This is a genomic window from Pseudomonas sp. TE3910 (assembly GCF_056279025.1).
In genome coordinates this window covers 974491-993013 of sequence record NZ_JBWBQN010000001.1, presented here as the reverse complement: position 1 = coordinate 993013, position 18523 = coordinate 974491, and the positions used below count along the sequence as shown (strand labels likewise).

General features: G+C 57.1%; 16 protein-coding genes and 1 tRNA gene. 9 read left to right on the top strand and 8 right to left on the bottom strand.

Annotated elements, in window-relative coordinates; genetic code table 11:
* Positions 1-59 precede the first annotated feature (59 nt).
* A complete protein-coding gene (gene polX / locus ACZ9H3_RS04480; protein ID WP_476219831.1) occupies positions 60-1841 on the top strand; it encodes a DNA polymerase/3'-5' exonuclease PolX in 1782 nt (593 codons plus the stop codon).
* Positions 1842-1906: 65 nt separating this feature from the next.
* A complete protein-coding gene (locus ACZ9H3_RS04475) occupies positions 1907-4600 on the top strand; it encodes a cation-translocating P-type ATPase (RefSeq protein ID WP_476219829.1) in 2694 nt (897 codons plus the stop codon).
* A gap of 24 nt (positions 4601-4624) precedes the next feature.
* On the opposite strand, the gene ACZ9H3_RS04470 is transcribed toward ACZ9H3_RS04475, so the two are convergent.
* The 3 genes from ACZ9H3_RS04470 to ACZ9H3_RS04460 all read right to left on the bottom strand — a co-directional run bounded on the left by ACZ9H3_RS04470 (position 4625) and on the right by ACZ9H3_RS04460 (position 6852).
* Positions 4625-5233, bottom strand: a complete 609-nt coding sequence (locus ACZ9H3_RS04470; protein ID WP_476219827.1) for a trimeric intracellular cation channel family protein — start codon at positions 5231-5233, stop codon at positions 4625-4627.
* Positions 5234-5374: 141 nt separating this feature from the next.
* Positions 5375-6628 (bottom strand): HipA domain-containing protein, encoded by a 1254-nt coding sequence (locus ACZ9H3_RS04465; protein ID WP_476219825.1) that lies wholly within the window; start codon positions 6626-6628, stop codon positions 5375-5377.
* Positions 6625-6852 (bottom strand): helix-turn-helix domain-containing protein, encoded by a 228-nt coding sequence (locus tag ACZ9H3_RS04460; RefSeq protein WP_065761721.1) that lies wholly within the window; start codon positions 6850-6852, stop codon positions 6625-6627. The genes ACZ9H3_RS04465 and ACZ9H3_RS04460 overlap by 4 nt, the downstream gene beginning before the upstream one ends.
* A 434-nt stretch (positions 6853-7286) precedes the next feature.
* On the opposite strand from ACZ9H3_RS04460, the gene ACZ9H3_RS04455 reads away from it, so the two are divergent.
* From ACZ9H3_RS04455 to ACZ9H3_RS04425, 7 genes are all read left to right on the top strand, one after another.
* Positions 7287-7895: a dTMP kinase gene (locus ACZ9H3_RS04455; protein WP_409277238.1), complete on the top strand. Its 609-nt coding sequence runs from the start codon at positions 7287-7289 to the stop codon at positions 7893-7895.
* Between the two features lie 275 nt (positions 7896-8170).
* Positions 8171-8725: a helix-turn-helix domain-containing protein gene (locus ACZ9H3_RS04450; protein ID WP_476219822.1), complete on the top strand. Its 555-nt coding sequence runs from the start codon at positions 8171-8173 to the stop codon at positions 8723-8725.
* A 27-nt stretch (positions 8726-8752) separates the two neighbouring features.
* Positions 8753-10099, top strand: coding sequence for a glutamine synthetase family protein (locus ACZ9H3_RS04445; RefSeq protein WP_454241572.1), 1347 nt, complete (start codon positions 8753-8755; stop codon positions 10097-10099).
* Positions 10100-10179: 80 nt separating this feature from the next.
* A complete protein-coding gene (locus ACZ9H3_RS04440; protein WP_409277207.1) occupies positions 10180-10953 on the top strand; it encodes a gamma-glutamyl-gamma-aminobutyrate hydrolase family protein in 774 nt (257 codons plus the stop codon).
* A gap of 71 nt (positions 10954-11024) precedes the next feature.
* Positions 11025-12383, top strand: a complete 1359-nt coding sequence (locus ACZ9H3_RS04435; RefSeq protein ID WP_476219820.1) for an aspartate aminotransferase family protein — start codon at positions 11025-11027, stop codon at positions 12381-12383.
* A 523-nt stretch (positions 12384-12906) separates the two neighbouring features.
* Positions 12907-13461: a helix-turn-helix domain-containing protein gene (locus ACZ9H3_RS04430; RefSeq protein WP_099776672.1), complete on the top strand. Its 555-nt coding sequence runs from the start codon at positions 12907-12909 to the stop codon at positions 13459-13461.
* Positions 13462-13642: 181 nt separating this feature from the next.
* Positions 13643-13718 (top strand) — tRNA-Phe (locus tag ACZ9H3_RS04425).
* Positions 13719-14127: 409 nt separating this feature from the next.
* Here the strand turns inward: ACZ9H3_RS04425 and ACZ9H3_RS04420 are convergent.
* The 5 genes from ACZ9H3_RS04420 to ACZ9H3_RS04400 all read right to left on the bottom strand — a co-directional run bounded on the left by ACZ9H3_RS04420 (position 14128) and on the right by ACZ9H3_RS04400 (position 18453).
* Complete coding sequence (locus tag ACZ9H3_RS04420) at positions 14128-15045, bottom strand: LysR family transcriptional regulator (RefSeq protein ID WP_476219817.1); 918 nt, start codon at positions 15043-15045, stop codon at positions 14128-14130.
* A gap of 50 nt (positions 15046-15095) precedes the next feature.
* Positions 15096-15773, bottom strand: coding sequence for an alpha/beta hydrolase (locus ACZ9H3_RS04415; protein ID WP_476219815.1), 678 nt, complete (start codon positions 15771-15773; stop codon positions 15096-15098).
* Positions 15766-16608, bottom strand: coding sequence for a DODA-type extradiol aromatic ring-opening family dioxygenase (locus ACZ9H3_RS04410; RefSeq protein WP_476219814.1), 843 nt, complete (start codon positions 16606-16608; stop codon positions 15766-15768). Before ACZ9H3_RS04410 ends, ACZ9H3_RS04415 begins: the two co-directional genes overlap by 8 nt.
* 20 nt (positions 16609-16628) lie before the next feature.
* Positions 16629-17258 carry an NADPH-dependent F420 reductase gene (locus ACZ9H3_RS04405; RefSeq protein ID WP_476219812.1) on the bottom strand — a complete coding sequence of 210 codons (630 nt, stop codon included), beginning with the start codon at positions 17256-17258 and terminating at the stop codon, positions 16629-16631.
* Positions 17259-17493: 235 nt separating this feature from the next.
* Positions 17494-18453: an alpha/beta fold hydrolase gene (locus ACZ9H3_RS04400; RefSeq protein ID WP_476219810.1), complete on the bottom strand. Its 960-nt coding sequence runs from the start codon at positions 18451-18453 to the stop codon at positions 17494-17496.
* Positions 18454-18523 lie beyond the last annotated feature (70 nt).

Genomic DNA, 18523 nt, shown 5'->3' with positions numbered 1-18523 from the left:
GGGATCGGCAATGCTGATCTGATGACGTCCATCGAGTCGATTGCGCTATGAAGCTGACCGTGGCACCTCTTCAAGAGCCGGCACCCGTTTTGCCTTCTTCGGCCACGGCCGGGCAGTTGGTCGGAAATGATCAGATCGCCGCCGTCTTTGAAGATATCGCCAATCTGTTGGAAATCGAGGACGCCAATCCCTTCCGTATTCGGGCCTACCGCAATGCAGCAAGGACCTTGAGGGCCTTGACCTTCGAGCTGGCAGAGCTGATTGCACGAGGGGAACCGCTTCCTAAACTCAGCGGTATCGGCGTTGATCTTGCGGGCAAAATCAATGAAATCGTCACCACCGGCGACTGTGCGCTACGCCAACGGCTCTGTACCGCATTGCCTGCGGGCTTGGTCGAACTGCTTTCCATCGCCGGCTTGGGGCCCAGACGAATCAAACACCTCTATCACGACCTGGGTATCGAATCCGTTCAGCAACTGTGCCATGCCGCCAAAGAGGGGCTCATTCGTCATGTGCCCGGCTTCGGTGAAAAGATGGAGGCCCGGCTGCTGCAGGCGGCACAGAAGGGGATCGGCAGGGACCACAGGCTGCCGCTGGCCGTTGTGGCTCCCGTGGCCAGTCGCCTTGCCGATTACCTGAAACAGCTCCCGGGTGTTGAGGTTGCCACGGTTGCCGGCAGCGTTCGACGCATGCGCGATACGGTCGGGGACATCGATATTCTGGTTGCCGCTGCGCGGTCGGTGGACGTCACCGCACATTTGCTCAAGCATCAGGACGTCTCCACTGTGCTGGTGCGCGGGCGCACGCGTGCCAGCGTGGTGCTGGGCACCGGTATGCAAGTGGATCTGCGTGTGGTCGAACCAGCTGCCTATGGCGCAGCACTGGTGTATTTCACTGGCAGCAAGGCGCATAACATTGCGATCCGCCAGCTGGCCCAAAAGCAAGGTCTCAAACTCAGTGAGTACGGCGTATTCAGCGCAAGAAAATGCGTGGCCAGCGCCACTGAACGCGCTGTCTATCAGGCGCTGGGGCTGGAATGGATGACACCTGAACTGCGTGAGGATCGCGGCGAGATTGCGGCGGCACAAGCGGGCACCTTGCCCAAGCTGATTGAGTTGGGCGACCTTAAAGGCGATTTGCATGCCCACACCGATGCTTCGGACGGAAGTCACAGCCTGGAAGTGATGGCGTTGGCCGCACAACAGGCCGGGTTGGAGTACCTGGCGATCACCGAGCATTCGAGATCCCTCAGGGTCGCCCATGGCCTGGATGTCGACAGGTTGCTCAAGCAGATCGATCAGATTGATGCGCTAAATGCCCGTCTGAAGGGCATTACCCTGCTCAAGGGCATCGAGGTGGACATTCTCGAAGACGGCAGCCTGGACCTGCCGGATGACATCTTGGGCCGGCTGGACGTGGTGGTTGGCGCAGTACACAGTCATTTTCTCCTGACACTGCGCCAGCAGACCCAACGCTTGTTACGGGCCATGGATCATCGCTATTTCACGATGCTGGCGCACCCGTCATGCCGACTCATCAACCAGCGCGACCCGCTGAACCTGGATTTGCCCGCAATCATCAAGGCTGCTCGCCAGCGCGGTTGCTGCCTTGAGCTCAATGCACAGCCCCAACGCATGGACCTGCTGGACCTGCAGTGCCGGTACGCCAAGGATGAAGGTGTGCTCATCAGCATCAACTCGGATGCCCACCGCAGCGCCGACTTTGCCTATTTGCAGTATGGGGTCGCACAGGCACGCCGTGCCTGGCTGGAAAAACATGACGTGCTCAACACCCGCTCGCTGAAGGCGCTCAAGGGATTCCTGAACTCAAGTTCTGCCTGAGCTTAACTTGCTGTTGATGGGGTGATTGAAACGGTCCATTCCTTTTCGGCACCAATGGCACGCACATGAACATACATCAGCAGTCGGTTACCGATGCCCTGGCCAGCCTCCACACCACGGCCCAGGGGTTGTCTTCTGGCGAGGCACAGCGGCGCTTGCAGCAGTTCGGGCCAAACCACGTGGCACCGGCCAAGCGCCGAAACCGCTTGTGGGCATTGCTCGCAGAGTTCACGCAACTGTTCTCCGTTGTGCTCTGGATTGCCGCACTGCTGGCCTTTGCCGTTGAATGGCAGGTACCCGGTGAGGGCATGGGGCGCCTTGGCGTGGCTATCGTTGCCGTCATCCTGATTAGCGGGGTGTTCTCATACTGGCAGGAGTACCGCATCGAAAAGGCTTTAAGCGCCTTGGTCAAGTTGTTGCCACAGCAGGTGCAGGTACAACGTGATGGAACCGTTCAAGCGATCATGATTGATGATCTGGTGCCCGGGGACCTGATGCTGTTAGCGGAAGGCGACAGTGTCCCTGCGGATGGTCGGCTGATCGAAGCCTCTGGCATGCGGGTCAACAACGCCACGATCACCGGCGAAGCCACTGCCGAACTGCGCGATGCATCTGCCAGCGACAGTGAAGACCGGCTGCACGCCCGCAACATTGTGCTGGCTGGTACGTCCATCACGTCCGGTAAAGGCACTGCCGTGGTATTTGCCACGGGGCTCCACACCGAATTCGGGCGAATTGCGCACCTGACTCAAGTCAGCGGTGATCAGATGTCGCCGTTGCGTCTTCAGATCATCCGCCTAAGCCGAAGCATCCTGGCACTTTCATTGGGCATCAGCGTGCTGTTTTTCTTTCTGGGCAACCTGTTTGGCGTTCCGTTCTGGGAAGACTTGATCTTCGCCATCGGCCTGATTGTGGCGATGGTACCTGAAGGGCTCTTGCCGACGCTGACGTTGGCGCTGGTGCTGGCGACTCAGCGCATGGCTCGCCAGCAGGTACTGATTCGACATTTGCCTTGTGTGGAGGCGTTGGGCTCTGTGACGGTGATCTGTACCGACAAGACCGGGACACTGACGCAAAACCGCATGACCGTACAAACCCTATGGCTGGACGGCAGTGAGTACCCTGACGTCGAGCAGGGCTTGTCACCGGCATTGTGCGAGGCGAACCTGCCGTTTTTCTGGGTTGCCGGGCTTTGCCATAACGTGCGCCTTGTCGGGCAGGGTGAAACCGCGACGTACTGTGGCGACCCGATGGAGCAAGCGCTGATGCACATGGCCGCGCCACAGATCGCCCCGTGGAATGGGGCACAGCGTATCGACGAGCTGCCTTTCGACGCCGTTCGCATGTGTATGTCGGTGATTTATGACCTCCCCGAAGGGCGGGTGTTGCTGTGCAAAGGGGCATTGGAAAAACTGCTGCCGCTGTGCGATTCGACCTGGCATTTGCAGCGCCCAGCACCGCTTTCGTGCGAGCCGAGGGCGAACATTCTCAACGCGCAAGAACGCATGGCCGATCGAGGGTTGCGTGTCCTGGCGCTGGCCTGGCGATGGTTGCCACCTGGGCAGGAACCGTGTGAGCGAGGCTTGATACTGGCAGGGCTCGCAGGCCTGCAGGACCCACCGAGGCCAGAGGTGCCTGCGGCAATCATGGCCTGTCGGCAGGCCGGCATCAAAACCATCATGGTCACGGGTGATCATCCTCACACCGCTGTTGCCATTGCCCGGCAGATTGGCCTGGTGACCATTGCATCGCCGCTGGTGCTCAGTGGCGAGCAGATCACGAACCTGTCGCATACCCAGCTACTGCTGGCGCTCGATGCACCGCAAATCATCTGTGCCCGTATTTCGGCGGATCAGAAGCTACGTATTGTCACGGCGCTTGAAGGCAAGGGCGAGATCGTTGCCGTCACGGGGGATGGGGTTAACGATGCGCCGGCGCTCAAGCATGCGCATGTCGGTATCGCCATGGGTGTATCGGGAACCGACGTCGCCAGGGAAGCGGCCGATATGGTGCTGCTGGACGACAACTTTGCGAGCATCGTTTCCGCCATCGCTGAAGGCCGGGCAGTCTTCGACAACATCCGCAAGTTCCTGACCTATATCCTGGCCCACAACATGGCTGAGCTGATCCCCTATCTGTGTTTCGCACTTGCCAGGGTTCCGCTGGCAATCACGCCGCTGCAGATGCTGGCCATCGACATGGGGACCGACTCATTGACCGCGCTGGGGCTTGGGGTAGAGCGGGCGGACGCGGATATCATGCGCAGGCCACCACGCCCTCCCAAGCAACGTCTGTTCAATCTGGCCTTGGCGTTACGAGGCTATCTGGTTCTCGGGCTTGTTGAAGCGCTTGGCACATTGGCAGCGTTCTTTTTTGTGCTGACGCGGGGAGGGTGGACGTGGGGGCAGGCACTGCCTTCCAGCGATGCGCTCTACTTGCAGGGAACCACAGCCAGCATGGTCGCAATCGTTGTGTTGCAGATCGTCAATGTCTTCATGTGCCGTAGCGCAAGCCGGTCTTGCCTGCAAACAGGGCTGCGGGGGAACCGCTTGATAACCTGGGGTGTCATGCTCGAGGTCTTGCTGATCCTGGTGTTCGCCTATACCCCTTGGGGCAACCAGTTGCTGGGAACCAGCCCGGTTTCCTGGCAGGTGTGGCTGTTGTTAATACCGTTCGTGCTGGCGCTGATCGGGCTTGAAGAGTTTCGCAAGTACTGGAGTCGACGCCGGATCTCGAGAAAGGCCGCACATTACGTGTGAGCGGTCACGACCTTGGGCCAGTCCTTACCCTTGCTTGGTGGAGAAAATCGCGGGCATTTGCAGTTCCTTGTAAATGGCGAGAAACCTCAAGCCCGAGGTGAATATCAAGGCTACCCAACCGGCAATCCAGATCGACGGAAATGCACTGCGCAACAGAACATAAAGGCTGCACCCAAACAGGATCGGCGTGGCGTAGATCTCACGTGACATCAGCAGCGAGGGCCTTGCGGCCAGAACATCACGCGCGATACCACCTCCAATACTGGTCAACAGGCCCATCATCACCGCCAGCGGCGCAGCAAGATTCAGTCCCAGCACTTTCTCGGTAGCGACCAACCCAAAGAGGGCAGCCGCCAAGCCATCAAGGTAGAGCAATAGACGATAGCGTCGTTGCAGTCGCTTGGTGAGAAAAAAAGCCAGCAGCGCTGCGAACAAGGCAACCCAGATGTAGTTGAAATCTGCGATCCAGAATATCGGTTGATCGAGCAACAGGTCTCTAAGGGTGCCACCCCCAATTGCCGTGATGATGCCCAGGACCACGGCCCCAAACAAATCGACACCAACCTTATGGATCGCCAACACCCCGGTAATGGCAAACACGGCGGTGCCCAGCATTTCCTGAAAATACAGCATGCCTGACTCCGCCCTCAGGTTATAAGGTGAACGACAGCTACGTGTACGTCCGTACCTTTGCCGAGCTGCAATGCATCGCCGTCGGCAAGGATGTGCAATGTCTAATGGTAGCTATTGCAATTGGTTTCACAGATATCCCGATCAATCCTTCAGCTGTCGCACCATGTCAGCGATCACACCATGCACGATTCGCCTGACAAGCCTGCTCTCACCGGCATTCATTGCATGAGCGTATTCGTTCAGAATTGCGCTGGCCGCGTTGCTCACACCTTCGGCCAGTTCATTGATGATCTTGGTTGCCAGGGCTTTGTTCACGCCAATGGCTTCACCCAGGCTGATAACACTGGCCCTGGTGACCTCCGCATGCGTACGAATACCCTCTGGCTTCCACACCAGCTCGGCCTCTAGCCACGGTGCTGCGGACTCGCCATAGACCACCGTGCACAAGAGGTCGTAGTGAGGGGCAAGGTAGTAGGAGTCCGCACGCACGAAAAATGAGAGATTTTTCAGGTGGGCATCATTGTTGCCAACCAGGATGTTGAAGACCAACCACTTGAACAACTGTATCCGCGTCTGCGCAACGTTCCGCACGAGGCCCAGGATTTTTCGCAACGTTTCAGGCGTCGCCTGCTGATACTTGAAGCTTTTATCCAACCCCAGCATCTGGCAGGCATCCAACACGTGTTCCCGCTCTAGCCGATTGTTTACCCGTTGGCGGTCAAACCGCTCAATCAGGTACACCGGTTCAGGCACACGACGAATGTACACGGCCGGAACGCCCAGCTTTACTTCCTGGGCAATGCTCATCACAAACCACTCGTTGACGGCAGTTGCGTCATACAGATCGCGCTGAGAGTGATCAGGCTTGAGGATATGGGTTGAAGGGGTGCTGCCCATAGGCTCGAACAGGCTGCCATTTTCCAGCACGACAGCCAGTTTGTGCTGTGCGCCGGCCAGCGACATGCGCTTCGGGGCGCCGGTGGTCAACGCAACGCGTGGTAGATTGCGAATCCTTTCGCTGAGTTCTGTATCGGGGAGCGGTCTGAGCCCACCCTCCGCTGGCAAGTATGGGTCGTTGAGCAACGTCACTGCGCCGGCGGACTCGGCCCCGTAATAGCCAAGCAGGCCAAAGGCATCCGAAAATTCGATTTTTGCATCGCTGGCCAGCAATGAGCGCGCCTGCTCCTCAGGTAGCAGGTTGTCGAAGAACCATTGAACAGGGCGCTCTGAAGAACCATCAACGATCACGCCCTTTGCTCTTGCAAGGGCGGGAGACAGGTCGTAACCGTCGGCGCTGGCAATCCATTCAGGGGTGTATTCAAGGCTCCAGACGCCTGCGGTGTCTCTCAACGTCGCGACGTGATTCGCATTGATGACAACCTCGAGTGTTCTCATTTTCCGGGTATATCCATGTAGAGGCGTATGCCTAACTCCTGCATCACGAGCAGAACGCTGGCCAGAGAGACAGTGCCTTTTCCTGTCTCGATATCTCTCAGCAATACGTGACTCTTCCCAGCGATCAATGCCAGATCTGACTGAGTGATGCCTTGGGCCTTTCGAACCTTGCGTACCGCCTTCCCCAAGTCATCAGGGGTATGGATCTGTACGAGCGCGCTCATGGTGTGGTCAACCTGTCTGGCTGTCAGTAAAAACGAAGCTATGACTGCGATTATGTGGGCGAAACCCATGAAGTCAAGGAAAACTAAGCCATAGCTTCGTTTTTACGATTTAAGCTGGATATTCCATGAAAACGAAAGTATGGCTTCGTTTTTATCGCTGGACGTGTTGAGCATCAGAAAACAGAGCTGTGCTGATCAAGGGTGAGCAAATCGAATTTTTGGAAAGGCACTGTTTGGTCAAGAGGGTAAAACAGCAGGGTGTTAGCCTATACACCAGATCGCGCGGGCTAGATGACTTCCCTTGGGCAAAGCTGCGCCCGATCGCAGTGTTTTACCTGACAGCCCTCACTGCTTATATCCAATGGTCAAGGAAGCAAAATGCTATTGTGCGATTCGAGTCTTGGAAAAGACGTATATCACTCGTTATGTGAAGAATGAATCGTCAGTTATTTATTTCTCTGGATGGGCCCAAGGGGACCGGCAAAACCACACTGTTGGAGGCCGTTACGAAAGTACTGAGGGCCGACAACAAGAAGGTGATCCGACTTTGCGAGAAAAAAAGCGATCCCTACAGGGGTGAAACGATGGCCCTCGTTAACACGCTCGTCAGGAATCCCAGCCGGGATTTGGAGTTGGGGGTTTGTGAGCGCTTTGCTGATAGCCGTACCTGGATTTCCCAGCACGTGCTGGTTAAACAGCCACCGGACAGCATCATCTTGATCGATCGCTGGTACCCGTCGGATGCCGCGTTTCGCCGGATAGTCCCGTTTGCAGAGATTCTGCAGTTGAACATTGAGCGAAACGTGCGAGTGCCAGACCTGCATGTCGGGGTTGTCACCGCCCCTGATATCTCATGGGCGAGGGCAGCGGCACGGTCGCGTGGGCTGAGCAGTACGCTGCTCCATACCCAGGAAGAGCAGGTCGCGTGTACCAAGGCGTTCGAGCGAGCGATTGCCGATCACGGCTGGTTTCTATGCCGTAATGAAGGAACGCTCGAAGACGCAACGATGCACGTGGTTTCCGAGATTTATAGGCTGCTTTGATGCCCCGTGACAGACGCTAGAAAATGACGTTTCCAGGACGCAGCGACCGCTTGGCCTGCCTCTTCAGCGTGAGCTTTTGCTCCGTCCCCTTCGTTTGAATCAAACCCTATGACCTGAGTAGCTGGCGCTGGATTTCACCCAGCGCTTGCTGCTGCGTGTGCACCTGCCTTGACCAATGGCGCAGCCAAATTCAGCGTTCGACTTGACCTGTGAAATTTTTCATGTATTTTTTCATGAAAAATAACTCAAATATTTTCACGGCATGCTCCTGAACAATGAATATGCACGAAGAAGTCGAAGGCCTGGCGATCTTTATCCACGATCTGCGCACATTCAAGAACCTGACACTGGGCGAATTGGCTGAACGTGTCGATCGTTCGGATGACTTTCTTTCCAAGGTTGAACAGGGGGTGTCGCGCCCGACCGTGGCGGACCTCACGGCTATCAGCGAAACACTCGGTGTATCGACCGCGTACTTTTACAACCTGAGTAAGCCCCGTGGCATCACTTGGGTTACTCGCCCCCATGAGCGGCGCACACTGTACCTCGGCTCAGGTATTACCGATGTACTGGCCTCGCCTCGTATTACTGGCAGCTTCTCCATGCTCGACAGCCGTCTTGAGCCGGGTGCCACCAGTGGCGATCAGTACCTTTGCGACCGCTCGGAGCAGGGCTGTTTCGTGCTCGAAGGCGAACTGACGGTTTGGCTGGAAGACGCCGACCCCGTGACACTCCATGCAAACGACAGCTTCCAGCTGCAACCCCACACGCATTTCCGTTACGCCAACCTGACGGACAACCTCACCCGCGTGTTCTGGGTATTCAATTGAATTCGTTCACCTCACAAGGAAAAGAAGATGAGTGCCATCTTTCCGGATCTGCTGACTGAAGTGCGCTCTTTTCGAGCGAAGTACCCTGAAGTACGTTACGTGGACTTGATTGCGCTGGATATTCCCGGGCACTTCTATGGCAAGCGCTACCCCATGGATATGCTTGAGAAAGTCGCAGCGGGGGCACCCCTGAAGTTGCCTCAGAACTGTGTACTGCTGGGTACCCAGGGCGGCCTGTACAATATTGGCGACTATTGCTTTGCCGATGGCGACCCGGATGCATCACGGCGCCTGGTGCCGGGTACGTTGAAACCGGTGCGCTGGGAAAAGGACGTGATCGCGCAGATGCTGATCACTTCGGACGGCACCTCGAAGCCTATCGAGTTCGAGCCCCGTGAAGTGCTGGCCCGTGTGATCGAACGCCTTGCCCGACGTGGCGTGCGCCCGGTGGTTGCCTTCGAACTTGAGTTCTACCTGTTCGATCGCAAGCTTAAGGACGGCCTGCCACAGTTCCCACGCGATACGTCGACCGATGATGAAGACGACCAGCCGAACATGCATATCGAACGACTGTCGCGTTTTTCGTCGGTACTGCACGAGATGGTCGATGTCGCCAACGAGCAGGGCGTGCCGGCGAACGTCATCACGGCGGAACTGGGCCCTGGCCAATTCGAAATCAACTTCTCCCACAGTGATGATGCCCTGAGTGCGGCGGACTGGTCGGCGCTGTTCTGTCGCAGTACCCGCGGCGTTGCGATGAAACACGGCTATCGCGCCAGCTTCATGAGCAAGCCTTACCTGGACGCCCCGGGTAGCGGGATGCATGTGCATGTCAGCCTGTACGACGAGGCTGGAAACAACCTCCTGGCACGCTTCGAGCAGCGCAACCTGCGCCATGCGGTGGCGGGTTGCCTGGAATTGCTGCCCCATTGCATGCCGATCTTCGCGCCCAACCACAATGCCTATCGCCGCTACGGCGCGATGGTCAACGCTGCAAGCCTCGCAAGCTGGGGCTTTGAAGACCGAGATGCGTGCATTCGCATTCCCGAGTCCGACCCGCGCAACCTGCGTATCGAACACCGGCTGGCCGGGGCCGATGCCAACCCGTACCTGGTACTGGCGGCCATCCTGACGGGGATGGAGCACGGCCTGGATCGCGGCGTCGAACCCATTGCGCCGCTGAACGAAAATCGCCAGAGCGGCATCGACTTCCCCAAGGACGCGCTGAGCGCAGTGGCTGCCATGCGTCACCATCCGGTGATCAATGAAGGGCTGGGCAGTGAGTTCGTGATGGTCTACTGCGAAAACAAGCGCCAGGAGCAACTGGATTTTCTGAACGAAATCAATGCGCGCGAATATCGCTGGTTTTTGTAAGTCCTGATGCTCTCGTTACGCCGCACGCTCTACCCACACGTTTGAATACAACTCGAAAGATTGATTTGCCGGAGAATGATATGCCACGTGTGCCAGTTATCGGCATCACTGCATGCACCAGCGAAATTGAGCTGCATGCTACCCAGACCATCAGTGAGAAGTATGCCCGTGCTGCGAGCAAGGCGGCATGCGGTTTGCCGATCGTGATTCCCAGTCTCGCTGACCTGATAGATACCGCCGACATCATTGACCTGGTGGATGGGCTGATCTTCACCGGCTCGCCGTCCAATATAGAACCGTTCCATTACAACGGCCCGGCCAGTGCGCCGGGCAGCCATCACGACCCCGCGCGTGATGCCACGACCTTGCCGCTCATGCGTGCGGCCATCGCGGCGGGTGTTCCGGTGCTCGGTATTTGCCGTGGCTTTCAGGAAATGAATGTGGCGCTGGGAGGCACCCTCCACCAGAAAGTTCATGAGACCGGTTTGTTCATGGACCATCGTGAGGTCAAGGGTGAGCCCATGGAAAAGCAATATGGCCCACGCCACAAGATGCATATACAGCCGGGCGGCGTGATGGACCGCATGGGCTTGCCGCCGATCATCGATGTCAATTCCATACATGGCCAGGGCATTGATGCACTGGCGCCTGGGCTAAGGGTGGAAGCACGCGCACCCGATGGACTGGTGGAAGCGATCTCGGTTGAAAACAGCAAGGGTTTTGCCCTGGCCGTTCAATGGCATCCAGAGTTTCAGGTGCTTGAAAACCCGCATTACCTAACGATTTTCCAGTCGTTTGGAAAAGCCTGTCGGCAACGCTCGGTACTGCGCCAACTGATGCTGAAGTCCGCCTGAATACTGGACGTTCTCAATATAAAAAAAGTGCCCCCGCAGCCCGGCTGCGTATTTTTGATGGAGAGAAGTAGATGAGTGGAAAGAATTCGCAAACGCTTGCCTGGCAAGCGATGAGCCGTGATCATCATCTGGCACCCTTCAGCGATGTCAAACAACTTGCAGAGAAAGGCCCACGCATCATCACCTCGGCGAAGGGCGTGTACCTGTGGGACAGCGAAGGCAACAAGATTCTCGATGGCATGGCTGGCCTGTGGTGCGTGGCAGTCGGCTACGGTCGTGACGAACTGGCTGAAGTGGCCAGCCGGCAGATGAAGGAACTGCCGTACTACAACCTGTTCTTCCAGACCGCGCACCCGCCAGCGCTGGAGCTGGCCAAGGCGATTGCCGATGTGGCCCCGCAAGGTATGAGCCATGTGTTTTTCACTGGCTCCGGCTCCGAAGGCAACGACACCGTATTACGCCTGGTTCGCCATTACTGGGCGATCAAGGGCAAGAAGGACAAGAAGGTCATCATTGGCCGCATCAACGGCTACCACGGCTCCACCGTGGCTGGCGCGGGCCTGGGCGGCATGGCTGGCATGCACCAGCAGGGCGGCCTGATCCCGGATATCGTGCATATCCCGCAACCGTACTGGTTCGGCGAAGGCGGCGACATGACCGAAGCCGAGTTCGGCGTGTGGGCGGCCGAGCAGTTGGAGAAGAAGATTCTCGAAGTCGGCGAGAACAATGTCGCCGCCTTTATCGCCGAGCCGATCCAGGGCGCCGGCGGCGTGATTATCCCGCCGCAGACCTACTGGCCGAAGATCAAGGAAATCCTCGCCAAGTACGACATCCTCTTTGTCGCCGACGAAGTGATCTGCGGCTTTGGCCGTACCGGTCAGTGGTTTGGTTCTGACTACTACGGCCTCAAGCCCGACCTGATGACCATCGCCAAGGGCCTCACGTCCGGTTACATCCCCATGGGCGGTGTGATCGTGCGTGACGAAGTGGCCAAGGTGATCAGCGAAGGAGGGGACTTCAACCACGGCTTCACCTATTCCGGCCACCCGGTAGCGGCGGCGGTGGGCCTGGAAAACCTGCGTATCCTGCGAGAAGAGAAGATTATCGAGCAGGTTCGCGAAGTGACCGCGCCGTATCTGCAAAAGCGCCTGCGTGAGCTGGCTGACCACCCGCTGGTGGGCGAAGTGCGCGGCCTGGGCATGCTCGGTGCCATCGAGTTGGTGAAGGATAAGGCCACGCGGGCGCGTTACGAAGGCAAGGGTGTCGGCATGATTTGCCGCCAGCACTGTTTCGACAACGGCCTGATCATGCGCGCGGTGGGCGACACCATGATCATTGCACCGCCGCTGGTGATCAGCATTGAAGAGATCGACGAATTGGTGGAAAAGGCTCGCAAGTGCCTGGACCTGACCTATCAGGCTATCCATTAAGACATAGCACCTCGGCATGATTCTGCTGACAGTCTGCAGACTCATGCCGAGCTGCTCGCTTTGCGCTCAGTCGCTGAAATGAATCACCCTTCAGAGCCCTTGGTCTTGACTTGCCCTGGTACATCGTCAGGGTTTTGCCCCGCTAGCGACAACGTGCACCGCTCCACGCTGCGGCTGAGTTTCGTGATGCGCTTGATTTGTGAAATTATTCATGTATTTTTTCATGAAAATAACTAAATAATTTTACAGCTGCGCTTAACCATGGCCCACAAACTCGCTTCACAGCCTGCTGATTGCGATACTGACATCTTGCCTGGCCGACCTCTGCGCAGCGCTTTGGGAGCGATTGGCCTTGTCCTCTCTACCCTCACGTTTCACAAAAATCTCGGCAGCTCCGGTGTTGATTGACGCGTATGTGAACCGTGTCCTGGAAAATAAGGCGCAAGCATTCGTGTTGTCGGTTTTTTGAGGCGTTGAGCAAGGGCTTTGCAGCGCATGCACTTTTTGATCGATGGGTTTAATGATGAAAATGCACGAAGAAGTTGAAGGCCTGGCGATACTTATTCGCGACTTGCGCAAATTCAAAGGGCTGACGCTGGGCGAGCTGGCTCAACGCATTGGCCGATCGGTTGGCTTTCTTTCCCAGGTTGAACGGGGTGTGTCGCGCCCAACAGTGGCAGACCTGACGGCTATCAGCGAAACACTCGGTGTATCAACAGCCTATTTTTACAACCTGAACAAGCCCCGTGACCTTAGTTGGGTAACGCGTCCGCATGAGCGTCGTACGCTGTATTTCGGAGGTGGTATTACCGATGTCCTGGTCTCGCCCACGATAGCGGGCGGCTTCTCCATGCTTGACAGCCGTCTTGAGCCTGGGGCAACCAGTGGGGAAGAGTACTTGGACGACAGTTCGGAGCAGGGCTGCTTCGTGCTTGAAGGCGAGCTGACCGTCTGGCTGGATGAGGGCGATCCCGTGACGCTCTACGCAAACGATAGTTTTCAGCTACAACCCCATGCAAGCTTCCGTTATGCCAACCTGACGGACACGCTCACCCGTGTGCTTTGGGTGTTCAATTGAGTGTGATCAGGCTCGATTGTTCATCGTGTTCGCGACCTTGCGAGAGAGGCATCAGCTTTATTTAGCGCCAATAGCTTCGTGGCTTTTCCACATTACGGAAAATCCTAAGCATAGGATTTAGTTGATTTTTTTTGATTTCGTGCTTGACGCCCCAGCCGTAAAAACGTTTAATTTCGCTGCGGCCCAGATAGCTCAGTCGGTAGAGCAGGGGATTGAAAATCCCCGTGTCGGCGGTTCGATTCCGTCTCTGGGCACCACTACTTCTAAACCCCTGACTCCTAATGGTTTCAGGGGTTTTCTATTTTTAGCGACCGCAGCTATTTGAGAGCACGGGTTCTATCCATCTTCAGCGATCAAGGCAGTCGTTTACGACTTCAGTCCGAGCCGCGCGGGCGAGCATGCCCGCCACTTCCTTAGCTCTGGATACTGCCTCAAGCGCTGGACGGCACTGACTCGGTATGAACGTGGCCATGCTGCCAACAATCTGCCCTTGTCAGACGCGCGCTGATTGATCATTTGCTCGAGCAATTGCTTGAGCAAAACAGGATGGTCGGGAAGGTTTTCGGGCATGGAAATCACGCCGCGGATTATACCGAATCAGGCGACGTAACGAGGCGTCAAAACCTGATGAGAGTGTTAGTGGCTACCCTAAGCAGTAGTGGGCCATCAACGTGGCGACGGAGTGCTGGGCGATGCGGCGAAAAGGCTTAGCAACTCATCAACCAAGCAACGAATCTTGGGTCGTAAATGATTGCTCTTGGACCATAGGGCATGAACTTCTACAGGCTCCGGCTCATAGTCCTGCAGCACCTGCACAAGCGCCCCTTTCGCGATAGATTGTTCGAACAGGCAGATGGGCATCTGGCAAATCCCTAGTCCCGCCACGGCCGCCGCGATCATGGCCTCGGCATCATCGAATTGGTACGTCGCAGGAGGCGAATACTTCATTGCCTGGCCGGCCTGAGTCATTTTCCATGGCAACAAGCCGCCACGGCGATAGCCAACTATGGCGCGGTGGCCTGCCATGTCCTCAATTGTCTTGGGGCAACCGAATTCGTCGAGATATTCCGGGGACGCGCAGGTTACCCAGCGGTGGGAGGTCAAGCGCCGCGCCACTAGACCCGGCACGCTATCCACGCTGCCGAATCGGATGGCCAAGTCGATTCCCTCGTCAGTCAAGTCCACCAACTGATCGCTGAAGGTCAATGTCAGCTGCAACTGCGGGAAGCGGCGACTCATGCTAAGCAATACGGGCAGCACCACTTGTTTGCCGAACGCCACGGGCATGTCTACCCTCAGCCGGCCTGCTGGAACCCCCAACTGACTGCCAAAGCTGCTCTCGGTTGAACGTATTTCCTCTAGCGCTGATGACCAGACGGCGAAGTAGGCTTCGCCATCAGGTGAAAGGGACAGCTTGCGCGTGGATCGGTAGAACAGGCTGGTCCCGAGTCGCTCCTCCAGCCGAGCTATGGCTTTGCCTACTGCAGATTTCGAGAGCCCTAGGCGCTCAGCCGCTTCGGTGAAGGTAGCTGAGCGTGCCGTTACGAGAAAAATGTTTATTCCGCTGAACGTGTCGTCAGTCATGCAGACTTACCAGGTAGACGTGAGTGCTACCCAAAAGGATACCCGAGTGCTCAACGTAAAGGGGGGAGTGCAAAGGTGTTGTCCAGCCATTGCGAGAAGTCAGCCAGCTCTGGCGCAACGATTTCGTGACCCATGTTGTAGTAGTGCGTTTCGTGAGCGACCCCCAGTGTGCTCAGCCAGGCGTCGGCTTCCTTCGCCCAGCGCTCCGGCAGCACGTTGTCTTCATGGCCGTGGGCAATGAATGCGTGCAGATGCTTGCGGCGATTCGGCTCGGCGATGATGGGGGCCAGTTCACGGAGTATACGGCCGCTGAGAATTGCAAAGCCTGCGACTCGCTCGGGCTCGGTTAGGGCGACGCTGGCACTCATGATGCCGCCTTGGCTGAAGCCGGCAATCACAGTCGGCAATGCGGGAAGGGCATCAATGAAGCGTAGGAGCAGTTGCCGGCTCGTCTCAGCCTGCACTTCATTGTACGAGGGACCGTCATTGGTAAATGTCACCTGGAACCAGGCAAATCCTTGCGGGCTGAGCTGCAACGGACCTCGAAGCAGAATCACTTCCAGCTCTTCGGGCAGCGAGGCGGCCAAGCTTGCCAGATTGGCTTCATTTGAACCTACTCCGTGCAGCAGGATCAGGCGCCCTTTCGGCGACGAAGTGGTGCAGGCCTTACGGAAAATCAGACCCGTACCCGGTTCGCGGGCGGGGTCGGAGAACGTGGTGTCACGCATGGTTGGCATTGCCTCTGTTGAACTGAGTCGGCTCGATGTGCGCTTGGGCTACCGAGGAAAAGAGATAACTGTCCATCGCCAGCACCCCATAGGTGATACCCCCCTCCAATATCCGTGCATGGTAGGTTTCACCTGCGGCGCCCAAGGCAATGAGCAACGGCAGAAAGTGCTCGTCGGTTGGATGGGCTCGCTCGGCGCCAGGCGCCAGGCGGCGGTAATCTAGGACTTGTGCGGTATCTCCGGCCTCGAGCACTTGCGCTGTCCAGGCGGCAAATTGTTTGACGTATGCTTCGCCGTGAGTAGTTGCGCCTCTGAATTCGTACAGGTTATGGGTCAGGCTGCCCGACGCGACAATTAGCACGTTCATGTCGCGCAAGGGCTTCAATGCCTGGCCCAGCTTCAACGCGCTATGAGTATCCATTGGCATGGGCATGGATACCTGGATCACAGGCGTGAATGCTTCGGGCGCCAGGTAAAGTAGCGGTACCCATGCGCCATGATCGAGCCCGCGGCGGGCGTCCAGCCGTGCCTTCCAGCCGGCATCGCCCAACAGATCTACGATCTCCTGCGCCAGAGACGGTGCACCTGGTGCGGGATACTGCAGCTCGTACAGCGCGTCCGGAAAACCACCGAAATCATGGATGGTTTCTGGATGAGTGCTCGCAGTGACACAGACCTCGCCGCGGGTCATCCAGTGCGGCGAGATGACCACAATGGCGCGCGGTTGCGTCAGCTCGCGACCGAGCTTGGTCAGTTGATCCCCTGCTTGGCCGGGCTCGATTGCGAACATGGGAGCCCCATGAGACACAAAGAGAACAGGTAAAGGCGTGTTCATGGCATATCCTCAAAAAACGTTTACTTGCTCAACCACACCGGGGCAATAGACGTGCCCAGGCCTGCGCCATAGCCGAGATAGATGTTGAGCCCGGCCAGAGGCTCCAGATACCGCGCATTAACCAGTCCACCGGCGTCAACGGTGTTCCAGCCCATGCTTTGAGCCAGCGCGATCGCGGTTTGTTTGGCACGCTCATGGTCGGCGGCAACAAACACGGTGCCCCGTTGGCTGTCGGCGAATTCAGGGCCGTCGGCAAGCACTTGGGCGAACAGGGTGTTGAAGGCTTTGACGATGTGCGCCTGTGGTACCGCCTTGGCGATTTCTTCAGCAGCGCTGGATGAGTGGCCAATGGTCAGCGACATGTAATCGGCGCTCAGTGGGTTGGTTATATCGATGACCACCTTACCGGTTAGGTCGCCCAAGCCGTGCAATGCAGGAACTGCATCGTCGTAGGCCGTCGCAATGATCACGGCATCGCTGTCGCCCAAGGCTTCGGATGCGGCGTACGCAGTGACATTCGGATACTGATCTGCCAAGGCTTGCGCTTTTGCGAGGTCGCGGCCGGTGACACGTACGGTGTGACCCGCGTTGGAGAGCTGCTTTGCAAAACCCGAACCCATGTTGCCGGTACCAATTACTGTGATTTTCATAGCTACCTCTGATCGTTGGTTTGCGTTTCGATCAGGTCATTCTATAGGCCATTAAAATGAGATAAACCTGCCTTAATGTGATTAATAGTCTCACTAAACGAGATTATTGACATGACTGAAACAGAAAAGCCAAGACCATCGGGCCTTGGCTTTCTTGGGGCAATTTCGCAGTTGATTTCAGATGCGCAGCTCACATGGGAGCTGGCAAGAATGATTACTAGGTGGCGATCTTTATTTATGAAGAGGCGCCCGCTATGAAAGCGTGCAGATCGGCGCTGAATTTCTCTGGGTTCTTGAAGGCCAGGAAATGGTCGCCGTGCTCGGCTTTGGTATAGACATGCAGAACTGCGCCTGGGATCACGCCGCTCATCCATCGCTGGCTTTCCAGCCAGTCACTGTACTCACCCGAGAAAATTGCAGTCGGTACATCGATTTTCGTGCGGATGACATCACGCCAATCGTTGGTGGCATGGTCGAAGAGCACGCGCCCAGTGAAGGCCATGTCGTCGTCGACGACTGCCTGTAAAAGGTTCATCGCATTGTGATAGTAGGGAGAGTCGAGTGCCATGGCACGCTCGAAGACATGGTTGGCCGAAATCAACTGGTTGGTTGGGGCCATGCTCGTATACGACGCGATCATGCGTTCAACAGAAGTCGTGAACGCACCAGCTTCAAGACGCTCCTGTTCCGACCAGTCCGCATGGCAATAGATCGAAGGCGCTTGGTCGATAATACTCAGGGTGCGGATGCCTTGGGTGCCGAACAGGTCGATGTAGGCCCACATCACGGAGGCGCCCATTGACCAGCCGCAAAAGTCTGCCTGGGCGATGTGCAGATGCTCGGCGAATTCTTTCACGTCCATTGCGAAGCGAGAGATGCGAGTGCCATGGGCAACGCGCTGCGAAAGGCCCTGGTTACGTACGTCTAGCACATATACGTGATAATGCTTGCTAAGGATGTGCATGAGGTGGAAATACAGCGCGCCGTTGGCCGACCATCCAGGAATGAAGATCAAGGGACGGCCGCTACCGGCTTCCCAGTAGCTCAGATGGACATTGTCACTGGTGCGAAAGCTGCTGATCGTCAGCGCTTGAAAATCGGCAGGCCGCAGGGGTTGGCCAGCGATTTCGTGAGGGAGGTGGAAGTCGTCTCCAATGAGTGATCGGAGCGATAGCCTGTCGATGGGGAATCTCAAGATACGGTCCTCGCAGGGTCAGGTATAAAGTCGGATCTAGCCACACCGAGTCGCCCCTCTACCGGCGAAT

Bases quoted from the DNA above. Each gene is read 5' to 3' on its own strand.
- ACZ9H3_RS04440 (WP_409277207.1), top strand. From the start codon at position 10,180: ATGCCACGTGTGCCAGTTATCGGCATCACTGCATGCACCAGCGAAATT.
- ACZ9H3_RS04465 (WP_476219825.1), bottom strand. From the start codon at position 6,628: ATGAGAACACTCGAGGTTGTCATCAATGCGAATCACGTCGCGACGTTG.
- ACZ9H3_RS04475 (WP_476219829.1), top strand. From the start codon at position 1,907: ATGAACATACATCAGCAGTCGGTTACCGATGCCCTGGCCAGCCTCCAC.
- ACZ9H3_RS04435 (WP_476219820.1), top strand. From the start codon at position 11,025: ATGAGTGGAAAGAATTCGCAAACGCTTGCCTGGCAAGCGATGAGCCGT.
- ACZ9H3_RS04420 (WP_476219817.1), bottom strand. From the start codon at position 15,045: ATGACTGACGACACGTTCAGCGGAATAAACATTTTTCTCGTAACGGCA.
- ACZ9H3_RS04450 (WP_476219822.1), top strand. From the start codon at position 8,171: ATGAATATGCACGAAGAAGTCGAAGGCCTGGCGATCTTTATCCACGAT.
- ACZ9H3_RS04445 (WP_454241572.1), top strand. From the start codon at position 8,753: ATGAGTGCCATCTTTCCGGATCTGCTGACTGAAGTGCGCTCTTTTCGA.
- ACZ9H3_RS04430 (WP_099776672.1), top strand. From the start codon at position 12,907: ATGAAAATGCACGAAGAAGTTGAAGGCCTGGCGATACTTATTCGCGAC.
- ACZ9H3_RS04455 (WP_409277238.1), top strand. From the start codon at position 7,287: ATGAATCGTCAGTTATTTATTTCTCTGGATGGGCCCAAGGGGACCGGC.
- ACZ9H3_RS04470 (WP_476219827.1), bottom strand. From the start codon at position 5,233: ATGCTGTATTTTCAGGAAATGCTGGGCACCGCCGTGTTTGCCATTACC.
- ACZ9H3_RS04405 (WP_476219812.1), bottom strand. From the start codon at position 17,258: ATGAAAATCACAGTAATTGGTACCGGCAACATGGGTTCGGGTTTTGCA.
- ACZ9H3_RS04410 (WP_476219814.1), bottom strand. From the start codon at position 16,608: ATGAACACGCCTTTACCTGTTCTCTTTGTGTCTCATGGGGCTCCCATG.
- ACZ9H3_RS04415 (WP_476219815.1), bottom strand. From the start codon at position 15,773: ATGCGTGACACCACGTTCTCCGACCCCGCCCGCGAACCGGGTACGGGT.
- ACZ9H3_RS04460 (WP_065761721.1), bottom strand. From the start codon at position 6,852: ATGAGCGCGCTCGTACAGATCCATACCCCTGATGACTTGGGGAAGGCG.